The 12,595-nt window shown below is 46.2% G+C and carries 13 protein-coding genes; 11 read left to right on the top strand and 2 right to left on the bottom strand.

Annotated features, from left to right (window positions below; translation table 11 throughout):
- Positions 1 to 13: 13 nt before the first annotated feature.
- On the bottom strand, positions 14 to 2,617 hold the full coding sequence (locus tag AC13CS_RS08120; RefSeq protein WP_293164535.1) for an AAA family ATPase: 2,604 nt from the start codon (positions 2,615 to 2,617) through the stop codon (positions 14 to 16).
- Positions 2,618 to 3,603: 986 nt separating this feature from the next.
- Between AC13CS_RS08120 and AC13CS_RS08125 the strand changes: the two genes are divergently transcribed.
- The 3 genes from AC13CS_RS08125 to AC13CS_RS08135 all read left to right on the top strand — a co-directional run bounded on the left by AC13CS_RS08125 (position 3,604) and on the right by AC13CS_RS08135 (position 5,899).
- On the top strand, positions 3,604 to 3,987 hold the full coding sequence (locus tag AC13CS_RS08125) for a hypothetical protein (protein ID WP_293164532.1): 384 nt from the start codon (positions 3,604 to 3,606) through the stop codon (positions 3,985 to 3,987).
- Positions 3,988 to 4,138: 151 nt separating this feature from the next.
- The gene (locus AC13CS_RS08130) at positions 4,139 to 4,975 is read left to right on the top strand and encodes a DUF932 domain-containing protein (protein ID WP_293164529.1); all 837 of its coding nucleotides are present in this window, start codon (positions 4,139 to 4,141) and stop codon (positions 4,973 to 4,975) included.
- 246 nt (positions 4,976 to 5,221) lie between these two features.
- The gene (locus AC13CS_RS08135) at positions 5,222 to 5,899 is read left to right on the top strand and encodes a DUF1281 family ferredoxin-like fold protein (protein WP_293164526.1); all 678 of its coding nucleotides are present in this window, start codon (positions 5,222 to 5,224) and stop codon (positions 5,897 to 5,899) included.
- 85 nt (positions 5,900 to 5,984) lie between these two features.
- On the opposite strand, the gene AC13CS_RS08140 is transcribed toward AC13CS_RS08135, so the two are convergent.
- Positions 5,985 to 6,611, bottom strand: a complete 627-nt coding sequence (locus tag AC13CS_RS08140; RefSeq protein WP_293164523.1) for a hypothetical protein — start codon at positions 6,609 to 6,611, stop codon at positions 5,985 to 5,987.
- Between the two features lie 597 nt (positions 6,612 to 7,208).
- Between AC13CS_RS08140 and AC13CS_RS08145 the strand changes: the two genes are divergently transcribed.
- The 8 genes from AC13CS_RS08145 to AC13CS_RS08180 all read left to right on the top strand — a co-directional run bounded on the left by AC13CS_RS08145 (position 7,209) and on the right by AC13CS_RS08180 (position 12,541).
- Positions 7,209 to 7,547 (top strand): single-stranded DNA-binding protein, encoded by a 339-nt coding sequence (locus tag AC13CS_RS08145; RefSeq protein ID WP_293165252.1) that lies wholly within the window; start codon positions 7,209 to 7,211, stop codon positions 7,545 to 7,547.
- 77 nt (positions 7,548 to 7,624) lie between these two features.
- Positions 7,625 to 8,074, top strand: a complete 450-nt coding sequence (locus AC13CS_RS08150; RefSeq protein ID WP_293164520.1) for a JAB domain-containing protein — start codon at positions 7,625 to 7,627, stop codon at positions 8,072 to 8,074.
- Between the two features lie 142 nt (positions 8,075 to 8,216).
- On the top strand, positions 8,217 to 8,414 hold the full coding sequence (locus AC13CS_RS08155; protein ID WP_293164517.1) for a hypothetical protein: 198 nt from the start codon (positions 8,217 to 8,219) through the stop codon (positions 8,412 to 8,414).
- Between the two features lie 300 nt (positions 8,415 to 8,714).
- Complete coding sequence (locus tag AC13CS_RS08160) at positions 8,715 to 8,888, top strand: hypothetical protein (protein WP_293164514.1); 174 nt, start codon at positions 8,715 to 8,717, stop codon at positions 8,886 to 8,888.
- A gap of 212 nt (positions 8,889 to 9,100) precedes the next feature.
- A complete protein-coding gene (locus AC13CS_RS08165; RefSeq protein WP_293164511.1) occupies positions 9,101 to 9,379 on the top strand; it encodes a hypothetical protein in 279 nt (92 codons plus the stop codon).
- Positions 9,340 to 9,918, top strand: coding sequence for a BfmA/BtgA family mobilization protein (locus tag AC13CS_RS08170; protein ID WP_293164508.1), 579 nt, complete (start codon positions 9,340 to 9,342; stop codon positions 9,916 to 9,918). The genes AC13CS_RS08165 and AC13CS_RS08170 overlap by 40 nt, the downstream gene beginning before the upstream one ends.
- A 4-nt stretch (positions 9,919 to 9,922) precedes the next feature.
- A complete protein-coding gene (gene mobB / locus AC13CS_RS08175; RefSeq protein ID WP_293164506.1) occupies positions 9,923 to 10,942 on the top strand; it encodes a MobB family relaxase in 1,020 nt (339 codons plus the stop codon).
- A gap of 15 nt (positions 10,943 to 10,957) precedes the next feature.
- Positions 10,958 to 12,541: a TraM recognition domain-containing protein gene (locus AC13CS_RS08180; RefSeq protein ID WP_293164503.1), complete on the top strand. Its 1,584-nt coding sequence runs from the start codon at positions 10,958 to 10,960 to the stop codon at positions 12,539 to 12,541.
- The last annotated feature ends 54 nt before the right edge of the window (positions 12,542 to 12,595 follow it).

Raw genomic sequence — 12,595 nt, forward strand, 5'->3', positions numbered from 1 at the left:
TTGTATGCTGGCTTTATTTCTTTTTAAATTTTCGAATTTTACTTCTTAACGCTTCATATCTTTGAATTTCTTCATTAAGGTTTGAAGGTTCTGGTTTCATGTAAGCATATTTATCACTATGCGTATGGCCTTCCATGTATCTGCAACATTGAGCAAAACTGTCAAGAAGTTCGTTTGTTAATTCTTCGTCAAAATAGACACTGGAAAGACTATCAACGCTTACACGTTCATTGTATCGCTGAACAACATTTTTAAACAAGTCATTAATTACTAAAACCTCATAGCAGGTACGTAATGCTGTGAATCCACTTTTAACTAGGAACTCTCTCTGTTCAGGAGGGCACTCGGTTTTATTCGCTTCGGAGTATAGCTTCTTTACTGGCTCAGCATTACGATAAATTTTTTCATATGTAGGTGAGTTTCTTAACCAAACTTGACCCGGGTTACCATTTCTATTTTCAATCCAATGGCACTCGTGAGTTAAAGATTTGTCTTGAGCATAATTAAGAAGACAGGAGACAAAAACTAAATCATGAGTAAATATAATTACTTGTTTAGTTTCTGAAATTGAAACGAGCCTATTCGCAATTAAACTCTTCCGTTCTTCATCAAGCGAGTTAACAGGGTCGTCAAGAATGACTCCTCTGTTAATTGTGGTAATGTTGATTTCTGCAATAAAGTCAGCCAGAGCAATTACTTTTTGTTCTCCCTCACTTAAAATTGCAGAAGGGTCTTCGCCTTTAAGAAAAAGTTGGCGGTTGGATTGTGCATCTGAACTTCTTGCATCTATTTCAATTCCAAACTTTCCATTTAATTTATCGCATTCGTCATTAAATTCATTGATATAATCGTTGTTGAAATATTCTTCGGAAAGTCTCTTTTCAGTATCTGTAGATGATTTCTTTATTGACCTTTTATTAAACTGGTTGGCTTTGTTTACCCAAATCAAGTTCTTGTGTAGGGTTTCAATATCTGGGTATCGAGCTTCCAGTTTTTCTTTATGAGCCAAATAAGTTTTCTTTTTTAACAGTTCGCCAAGTTTTTTATTTTGCTCATCTTCTTCAAATGCTTTAATTTCTTTATCTACCGTTTTGCTTATGGCATCTAATGCACTTAAATCTAATTGTACTTCAACTTGTAAAATATCCTTTTTGTCATTGATGTTTGATACAAGTGTTTGTCTTAATGTTTCCTGTTTCTTTAGTTCATCTTTTAAATTGGCTAAAACCGTTTCGTACCTGTCCTTTAACCAAACGGCTAAAGTGTCTGTTTCAGGAAATTGATTGAAACTTAATTTTTCGTAATCCGCTTTAAACTTTGCAAGCTTTTCTTTGGCCGTCTTTGCTTCTTGTTCAGCAACACTTTTAATGTAAGCCCAATAGCTGCTAATTAAGCTTTTGGGAACATCATCATTGATTGCTTGCTGACACAGTAAGCAATTGTCACCAAGTGAAGGGTATTCACCTTCGTTTTGAGTAGAAGCAAATTTTGCGGCCGCTTCAATGAATTGTTTCCATTCTGTAGAACCAATATTTTCAATTTTATCGGTTTTGAATTTTTCTACGCCTTCTTTTTGTGCTGTATCCTCTTTGGTTTTACAATTAGTGATTGCTTTAATTACACTATTTAGTTGGTCTTGAGCGAACCAAGTGTTCGTGTTAACTAAAGTCTGTTTTCGAGCTGCTAATTGGGCTTTTATAGTTTGCAACTCTTTCGATGCTTTGTCTTTTTGAGCTAAAGCAATTTTTAAATCATCATATTCTTTGTCTAGTTGAACTTTCTTTGCTTTTTCCTCTTCATTATAAGGTAAATGAGCATTTAAATCTTCAAGTTTAGAATTATGCGAAAGCTGAATTAACAATGTTTTGATTTCAGATTCTCCTTGAAAAATGTCATCATCTGCAAAGGGATTGGCAGTACTTTTAGATTGAATTTCAATATTTAGCTTGCCGTTTAATTTCTCTAATGCAGCATTAAATTCATTAAACAATTGCAGTCCAGCAGGGCGGAAGCTAAAATCATTTCTTAAGCTAAGGTGTTTTTTCCCAATATCTCCGTCAAAAATTGCAAACTGATTAAAAATGCCATTTCCGATGTTATCAGGATATTTCAAAGGAATGTTAGTTCCCTCTGAAGAAAAATTAAAGGTTGCTGCTATTGGTTTGTGTCCGGAATCAATGTTGATGTTAGGAAGAATGTTTGCCTTGTCTTTGGAATAAAAAACGTTTTTTAAAAGGCGAACATAACCAGATTTCCCAGCTCCATTTGTTCCATATATGATAGTCAAATTTGATGTTAACTCTATAGTTTGATTTTCGGTAAGGGCATTAACTCCTTCAACGTTTGCAAGCGAGTCAAAAGACAGGTTTTCTTTATAATCATCAGAGGCATTTGGGTTGTATGAAATAGAAAGCTCAGGCTTATCAGTTTCTTCTTTAAGACCTATTTTTTCGAGCAAATAAGAATAAGCTGAATCAATTATAGTATCTGTAATTTCATTACCTGCTAAAATTTCAGAACAAAGGTATCTTGCCCAATAAGGTTGAGCATTTGCAAAAGCTTTAACTTCAGTTTCAAGCGTTTTTAATTCTTCTGTTGGTTGTGAGATTTCTTCCATCTAGTATTTTAAGCTTGCATACAACTTGTTTAAAAAATGAACTTTACTGGGTTTATATTGCCAAATTAGTTGGCTATGCCCAAGTTTTTCGATTCTCAATTCAATATATTTTCCATGGGACACGCCGCATTATTTTCTTAAAAGTTGAATAATCTCAGTTCCATAGGATTAAATAGGACAATCCTTAAGTTAAAGGTTAATACATTTTTTCACGGTAAATTTAATTCCTTATCCAAACCGGTCGAAGAGGGGACTTTGTGCCGGGAATTTCCAGTAGGGCTGTTATAATTCTAATTAAGAAAAGGACTGTTAAAAAACAGTTTCCCAATTTAGTGAAAAAATCTAAAAAGGCTTAGGAATTTTGTTGTTTTAAAGTATTCCAGCAACAAACAGCTTTCTAGGCCCATTTCCCTGCATTTCGCTCTCCCTGCCTACTGCTGGCAGGTACTTCGGGAAAAGCGCTTCGTAAAAAAAAGTCTTGGACACGACCCACTCCTTTTGGTTACCCTTCCGTTTCCCCGTTCCGGAATACCTGGAACGGGGCACTTCACTCCCTGATGGATCAGGACACCAAAAACAGTGGGTCAAGTCCGCTTGCAGGGTACATGCATTGGAATCAGTACAATGTAATAAGTATCCAAGCAACATTTCCAAAAGATAAACCCGGCAAATATTTCTCGGGCAAGGGACATAAAGCCGTTCCCTAAAGTCACTTTTTATTCCGTTTCCTTGCCGCTCCAAAATTTACTCTTCCGTTTGGTGGATCCCGAAAATATTGTTGAACTATAATAACAAATATCATGGAACATCCAAACATGCACCAACTTGATTTCGGCTTTGAAATGGAGCCAACAACTGACCCAAATCCCACTCCCAAATCCTTTAAAAAGGCCCAATCAGATTTTGTCTTCGATTTTATGGACTGTCTCAGCAGCCCCATCATTGTCTATCCATCCGCCTGGTAGGATGCGGTACCCAAGCAGGTCTTGCACAACATTACCTTGGCGAGGTTATTGACCCAAATGCAAGGTGAGAAAATGGCCTCCCTTACCGAGGTGGTCGCCTATATGATGCCCAGGACCTTTGAATCACCCATGCCTAGTGAGTGGGCAAACATCTATACTTGGTGCGGTCTCCAATTTGCCAAGACCTTCAAGAATTCTGGGCAGATCGGTGCCATGATGGAGATTGCACCCAAAACCCTGTCCGATTACGAGCAGACCCTGTTGAAACGGCTAAGGGTGTGGATATACGACAAACGCCGGGCAGCCCTAAAGCAAAAGATGAAGGCCGATACGTCCATTTCCAAACCATCTTCGACCGAAAGCCCTCGACAGGAAGGGCTCTTTGGGAACTCCGAAACAACCTAGTATCCCAACCAATCCTTTGCACCAAGGTAAACGTCGCATCCTGTCACCGGACAAGGGACGGCATAAGGTTTATTCCGTTTCCTTGCCGCTCGACAGCCTGCCTTCCGTTTGGGTTTCCCTGCAAATATTGTTTAACCAAAATCCAATAATTATGTATTTAGACAGATTGCAACAGGACGAGGTTTTTGTACCTACCGAGGTAAGACCTTTAAGTGAACTGACCCAGATGCCCTCCAGAAAGGGGCTGGAACGCGCCATTGTCAGCAATGGCAAGATCGTGAACATCGTATCGAAGAGCTACGGGCACATTCCCAACAGACTCTTTTTCAAAAAAGCCGAGCAAATGCTCATCGATGCCGGACTGGACTACAATCGCCAGACCATCAACCGTAACGACAGGACCTTCAGCATGGACTTTATCCTCTCCGACAGTTCCCAGTTCTCCGTGGGCGACGGAAAAGATACCATCCTGCCGATGCTGCGCTTTACCAATTCCTACGACGGGAGCGAACGTACCTCGGGGCATTTCGGGTTCTACCGCCTGGTATGCTCCAACGGCCTGCATGTGGCCCAGGCACAAATTGCCTTTTCCATCAAGCACAGCACCAACGGTGCCCTGCTTATCATGCCCGAACTGGAGGGGCTGTTCCAAAAGTTCATGGACAACGAATTCTATACCATTTCCGATAGGTTCAGCCAGATGATGGCCGTTGAACTGCTGGACACCAAGGCTTTCGTGAGGAAGGTGCTGGAACGTACCAAACTGTTCCGCTATGAGTGCAGTGACAGGAACCCCGACCCGTCCAAGAAGGCCCGTGAGGTCCTCGAAATTTTGGACAACGAGGCCATTTTGCTAGGCGCCAAGCCAAACCTTTGGTTGGGTTACAACGCCTTCAACGCCGTATTGCACAACACCCTGAAACGGAGCTTTTCGCGCCAGGAGCGCCTGGACAAGCAGCTCTTCCAGACCGTCCTTGAGATGGCCTGACCCTAACGGGCCGCTCCGGTGCCCGCACCAAACCGGAGTTCCCACCATACCATTTCCAAATACATTCCAGGTAGACCGAACCTTGCCATAAACAGTTGCCAAATGGCCACTTGTAGGGTTCCATGGCAAACCTACGGCCCGCACCGATATACCATTTCGACGGACTCATGGCTTTATCGGTCTGGGCGGCCCGTGTGACGGTTGCATGAAACTTCCAAGCATGTAACCATTTAAACACTATATATTATGGCAAACCATTGTTACAACACCATTACCATTACCGGAAACGAAGCGGAACTGGAAACCCTCCACAAGCTGCTTACCAAAGAGGAGAATTACATCGACTTTGAACACGTCCTTAAACGGGAGATTCCGTTCGGGGAGATTTACGACATTGTAGGTACCAAGTGGTTCACCCCGGACATTGAACTAGGGGACGGAGAACTGAAACTCTACGGCGATAGTGCATGGTCACCGCCCGTACCCCTGTTCGAGGCCCTAGCCAAGACCTATACCTCCCTGAAGGTTACCATGAACTTTGAGGAGCCGGGCATGGGTTTCGGTGGGGAACTGGACATCGACAGCAGCGGCACCGAGGTCCTATTCGAGGGCAGCTACTGGCAGTACATGGCCTATCTGGATTATGAAAGCTTTTTTCAGGATGCCCTGTCGGAACTGCAATACCATATCGAAGATGGCCATATCTCCACGGAAACAGGGCTGAAGGGGCACCACATATACAAATGCGTGTCCAAGGCAGACCGTCCCAAACTCCTCAAGAAGCTGTTGGAACTTACGGGCATGGAACGCTTTACCGTGACCTTTGAGGGAAATCCGCACATTCAGGAGCAGGTCTTTGCAACCTCAATGGAAGACCTAAAGCAGAAAAATCCCAAGGCGGTCATCAAAAGGTCCGATACCTGATGGAAAAACCCTCACCAGAGAAAGACTCCCGATACGTGATGTATCGGGAGTTTTTTTGTGCCATTGTTTTTTCTTGTGAATGTCGCTACTTGGAAGGTTCCATATGGAGGACGTTCAGTTTGCCCGAAACGGTATTGCCCGTCATCTGGACCAGTACGTTCGCACCATTGGCACGGTGGATGGCATAGACCAGGATGCGTTCCCCGACATACCCGATGGAACCGGTCTCTCCCATATAGGTGGCCTTGCTGTGGTAGCGTTCGTATTCCTCATAATCGATTCCACCATCGAATACCAGGGTGCCCCTCAGGGCGGTTATAGCATCACTATAAGTTTTGAAAAAATCGGGAAGCGACCAGTCATCCCCATTGCCGTCCAGGGAGGTGATGTCGGCCCTCCATACATGGCCTACAAACGGGGCCATCCTGCCCTTGATGGGTACAAAAAGGGTGTCATGTTCCCTTTCGATGGGCGTACCGTAGGGTTTCAGCCCCTCTGGAAACCCCAAAAACGGAAAGTCCCCTAGCTCTGCCATGGATATCGGCAGGGTCTCCATATTGAACGGTGCACTTGTCTTTGCATTCCCCGAAGATTGTGTTTCCCGTTTTTCGGTGGCTGGTTTCTCGGTACCGTACACGGCTTTTTTGCCGTCTTTGTTGCCACAGGACCACAGTAGGGACATGGCCATTAGCGCTAAACTCAGTTGTCTCATGTTTGGTTAAGGTTTTGGGATAAAACAAGGGTACAAAATATGGAATTTATTTGGTTGTGGGAATAGGACATCCCGTTTTTTTGCCCCAACAACAGCCCTCCGCCCGCCAATCCCGGCGTTTCCCATTGGGCAAGCTCCCGCAAATCCTTCTTGGGAATTTGCAGGTCCCATGCCCGAAACCCCAGGATTGCCTTCCCAACGATTTTAAGGGGTTCATAATAAAAGAAGCCTTTGGTTGTTTTTCGGGGCATCGAAAAACAGGGCAGTGCCCAAGGACTTCCAATCAGGACACCATTTGCTTACCTCGTTTAACTTCCCGTACACTCGGACACAAATGGGTCGGAAGGAATTCCTAGGGCCCTTATGGAACCCGTCAAGGCCAGACGGTGTTTTGCTCACAAATAGGGTATCCACGTCCTCGTTTTTAGCCCTTCGGTAAAAACCACGTCGCGGAGCCTCCCGATTTGTTCCCAAAAGCCTTGACCGAACCCACTTCGTTTATTGTGCTCCGCACGTAAGAAGCAAACAAACACCCCTTAAAATCCTACCGCAATTGCACGGAGATACGGGGAAATTATTAATCTTTTAAATCTTTTTATTATGAGTTTGAGAAACAAAGTACAGTTGATCGGGAACGTGGGGCAAGACCCCATAATCACTGAATTGGACAACGACAAGAAAGTAGCCCGCCTATCCTTGGCGACCAACGAGCATTACAAGAACAACAAGGGCGAAAAGGTGACCAACACCGAATGGCACAACGTGACCGCTTGGGGCAAGACCGCCGACATCATCGAAAAGTACGTGGGCAAGGGCAAGGAACTTGCCATTGAGGGAAAACTGACCTCCCGTTCCTATGACGACAAGGAGGGGAACAAACGCTTTGTAACCGAAGTGGTAGCCAACGAAATCCTATTGTTGGGCGGTAACGATTAGAGACCAAAAGAGGGTGCAATTCTCTCCACAAGATGCACCCTCTTTTTAATTCACATTCACATTCTAAAAAAAGAATTATGACAGACAAAGTTAACGAAATACAGGTAAGCTACCGAGAAAAATTGAGCACGATTAAGTCCGATTCGATTACCAACTCGCAAGCTGTGGCGCAGTTGCTCTACAAAAACTGGGACAAAAAGACCATTGGGATGCACGAGACCTTTAAGGTACTGCTCTTGAACAATGCCAACAAGGTCAAGGGCATCTATCCCCTGTCACAAGGGGGCATCACGGGGACGTTGGTGGATTTGCGGATATTGTTCGCCATTGTACTGAAAACCCTAAGTGTGGGGATGATCCTTGTCCATTGCCACCCTTCTGGGCAATTGAAACCCAGTGAAGCGGACAGGAAGCTGACCCAAAAAATCCAACGGGCGGGGGAACTCTTTGACGTGCGGATCCTCGACCATATCATATTGGCACCCGATGGCAGTTACTACAGCTTTTCCGACAATGGAGACCTTTAAACTATGTGCCATGAAAGATACAGATACCGAAATGACGGCATTTGAAAAGTGGTTGGAAGAGACCCAAGACCCAAGGGACTATCCCGAGGGTCTCGACCCCGACCTATACGATTTATAACGATAACAGTCCAATCCCATGGAAATGATACAGATAAATTTCAACGACCTTGACGACACGGCACAACAACGGTTGATAGCCCTATCCAAAAAGGACGTGGAGGCAAAATTCGGGAAACAGTTGCGCAGCTATGCCAAGACCCAATTCAGCAACTACGACGAACTATTGGAACAGGAAGCCATCCGCAACCTGTACAATTACAGGTACAGTTTCAAGATTTGAAGTGTGCCGATTGACCAAGACCCCAAGCCCATGGGGTCTTTTTTTTCACAGTTTGGTTTTCGTGCGTATCGAACCCACAAAAACCAATACGGGTTGTGCCACTTTATAAAGGACAGTCCAGCCCCGAACAACACCTATCCCTTATTTGACCGCAAGATAGCCCTTCAAAAATATTCCCATCAAAAGCGTTCGGCATAAAGCCGTTCGCAGGCTCACTTTTTATTCCGCTTCCTTTTGAGCTGAAATTTTTGGGAAGGGCGGGGATGCCATCAAATAATCGATAATTTAAAATCAAAGCTTATGAAAACAACAGTAAAAAAGTCGTTGGAAATCCCGGCACGGAAACACCAAAAGGAAACCATTGAGAAAAAAACGCCCGCTGAAAAATCCTTCCTACTGGTAATCAATCTTTGGATTTTCAGGTTTGAGTACCGCAGGGAGCAATTGCCCACCGATGCACAGACCACCAATTGACACCAAAGGCTCTTGAAAAAGAGCCTTGTTTTTTTGTCGTGCCGTCCCCAATCTGACGCCCAAATTTTTCCAAAACGCCCGTTCCATACGATTTGGTGCAAAACCGAACCAATTGGCAGCAATCCACGTTTTTTGTTTCACCCAAAACCCAATATATTTACGGTGTACGGCATTCGATTCTGATTTGACTTTCCCACAGTCCGTACAATCAATTGCACAGAGATTGGGTACAACTGTCTTTTCAAGACAGGTTGTGCGATACGATTTTGTCCCTGCGGGACAAATCGGAGAAGCAAGAGGGTAGCGTGCTGGCGCAGCGCTACGTCATCGGTTTGCTCCGCAAAGCCCCTGTTTATGGTGTGTTCGGGAGATTGGTGAAAAAAGCAAACATTAGGTTTTTAATGGAAAAATGCCGCCAGCCCAGTAAAACCAAGGAATTTTTAATGGAAAAATGGACAAAGGATACGAAAAAGAACGGTTTACCTGTCTGAGCATCAAGGTCTCGATCGCGAAGAAGTATCGGAGGTTTTGCAGGACACAGGGACGGTCACAATCGATGGCCTTGCTGGCCATGGTAAACTATTTCGAGGCCAATGGCGTGTCCCCGGACGATAGGTTGGATGAGACCATTGCGAGCCTGAAATACCAGATGAAACGGCGGTTCAATGCCCTGGTCGCCATCGTGCGGAGTATTGAAAAGGAGCAGACCAAGCCGACAGTGGCCATGTTGCAGTCCCTATTTGAGCAGCATTTGCAGGGCGAAGCCGATGGATTTGGGGAAGAGGTCATGGAATTCATCGAGCGCAAATTTGAGGACGGCCCGCCCGATGAGACTTGGGACGAAGAGACCACCGTGCCCAGGGTGCGGTACGACCGCTTGGAGGAGCGGATGGCCGCCCTTAAGGCGGACTTTTCCCATGTCCTGGATCGGGTCAGGGTGGTCAAACCCTCTTTTGGAAAGGAATACCTCAAATTGGAACTGACCATGGCCGAGGTGGAAAAATACAGACGCAACATAGAAAATTCATAAGAGCATGTACATCGCCATCAGCAAACAACATATGGGCGGCAATTTCAGCGGCAGTGTCCGCGATTTTGTCAATTATCTGGAGAAGGAGAACGAGGACCGTGCCCCGGAACAGCAAGAAAAATACTTTGACCAGTACGAAAGCAGTATCGATCCTGAAACGGTCATTGCCGAGATCGATGGCAATACCTCTAAGCTTGGAAAAAAGGATCCCAAGTTCTATTCCCTGGTGGTCAGTCCTTCCCAAGGGGAGCTGAAGCATATCGGGAACGATCCCGAAAAACTAAGACAGTACACCCGTGAGGTGATGAAGGCCTATGCCAATGCCTTCCATAGGGATTGGAAGGTGACCGTGGACGATCTTAAGTACTATGCCAAGCTGGAGCGGGAGCGCACCTATTCGGAGACCGACCGCAAGGTCAAGGAGAACCAGCCCTTTGCCTCCAAGATACTGGAACACAAAAACGAGATACGGCGTATCGAGCGGGGCGAGGCCACGGGCAACATCCAACGCCTGCAACAACGCATCAGGGACCTGGAACGTGAGGCCCCGCACCAACAGAACGGTAGGCGCATCGTACCTGACATGGCCAAGGAAGGCCACCAGAGCCATATCCATATCATCGTGAGCCGAAAGGACAGATCCAATAGCCATAGCCTGTCCCCGCTCACCCCTTTCAGGGCCAATGAAACCATATTGAACGGAAAGGCTCAGAAACAGGGCTTCCACCGTGAGAAATTCTACAAAGCTGCCGAGGCCACCTTTGACAAAAAGTTCGGATATAGGCGCAATTTCGTGGAGCGCTATACCTCCCGAAACCTCTTGGACAAGGATCCCAAAAAGTTCTTTGCGATGTTGGCGGGACTGCCGGCCAACGAGCGGCAAGCGGCCTTCCAGTTGCTTAATAAAGCAGGGGCCAAGATCCCGACCATACCCGTGAACCAGGCACAGGTGGCATACAAGGCCCTGATGAAGCTCAAACGGGGCATCGGCAAGGCGATGGACTCCGGTTCCATTGGCATATAATCCAAAAACACTGTTATGTTGAATTTTGAAATACATACCATTTTGATCGCCCTTCTAATCGGGGGGCTGGTGTCCTTTGCTGCCAACCGCTTCCTGAAATTTGGGTTTTACATCCTATTGGCGGTGATACTGGGAGTGGCCATGGCCCTTTGGATGGGCTGGGGCCAAGAACTCTTCCTGCGGATATCCCTCGTATATCTGTTACCGCTATCCTTTATCCATGTGGTCCTCTTTGCCCTTATGCCCGATGAAACGGATACCAAGAACCTGAAAATTTACCGTGTGCGGATGAACGTCAGGGGAAGGCGGTTTGTGCTGGAGAACATCCGTAGGGGCGTATCGGTCATCGCCTCAGCGGGTAGCGGGAAGACCGAGAGTGTCATCCATAATTTTTTGGGGCACTTCAAGGCCCAACAGTTCTGTGGAGTCATCCATGACTACAAGGATTTTGAGATCACCGAAATGGCCTATCCCATGTTCCAGAACAATGGGGTGCCGTTCCATATCGTGTCCTTCGATCCCATCCACGAACGGGTCAATCCCATAGCCCCACGGTATTTGCCCGATGAGGAAAGCGTGTACGAGATCTCACGGGTGCTCTTGGAAAACCTTTTGGAACTGAAGGCCGAGGATGAGAACAGTACCTCACGGTTTTTTAAGGATGCCGTGGAGGGACTGGTCAGTGGGATGATCTGGCGGTTGAAGGAGGACTATCCCGATTATTGCACCATTCCCCATCTCATTGCCCTGTACCAACAGGTGGACACCAAGGGGCTGATCAAGTTCCTGAAACTGAACCTGACCGCCCGGGCGATGGCGGATGCCTTTATCAGTGGGGTAGGGTCGGAGCGACAAACAGCTGGGGTCAAGAGCACCTTGGCCAATGCCTTCAAAAAGATCAGTACCAAAAAACTGTTCATGGCACTGTCCTCCGATGATATCCGTTTGGATATCAACAATCCCCAGAACCCCTCGGTGCTCTGTGTGGTCAACAATCCCAAGAAGGACGCCTCCCTGTCCCCGGTCATCGCCACGACGATCCATACCATCTCCAAGCAGATGAGCGAACGGGGCCGTAATCCCTCCTTCATGCTGTTGGAGGAAGCCTCGACCCTTAGGCTGCTCAACATGCACCGTATCCCGGCCACCCTGCGGAGCTATGATATCGTTACCTTATACGTGCTCCAGGACAAGGTCCAGAACGATATGATGTACGGGGACCGGGCGAGCAAGGCCATTCTGAGCAATCTGTCCTACCAGTTTTTCGGCAAGGCCAATGATCCCGATACCGCCAAATACTATGAGCGCTTTTTTGAGATCGTCAAGATTCCCACACGGAGCGTGAGCAAGAGCAGTGGACTGACCTTGGAGACTCGGATCACCAAAGGGGAGAAGGAGGTGGCCAAACGACGGGCCTCGACCTTCTATGGGCTGAAACAGGGGGAGTTCGTAGTCTTTGCCGATGGCAGGGACCGAAAGGTCCGGTTCAAACGACCCAATATCCAACGGGCATTGCCAACTCCCATGCCCTTGTCACCATCCAATCTGGAGGCCAACTACCAAAAGATCCATTCGGAAGTCCGATCTATTTTCAAATGATCGGACGGCGGGGCAAATGGCTTAAAAGTATCTATGGTTATATATGTGGTCCCA

It is taken from the genome of Flagellimonas sp. B-3 (assembly GCF_056857835.1).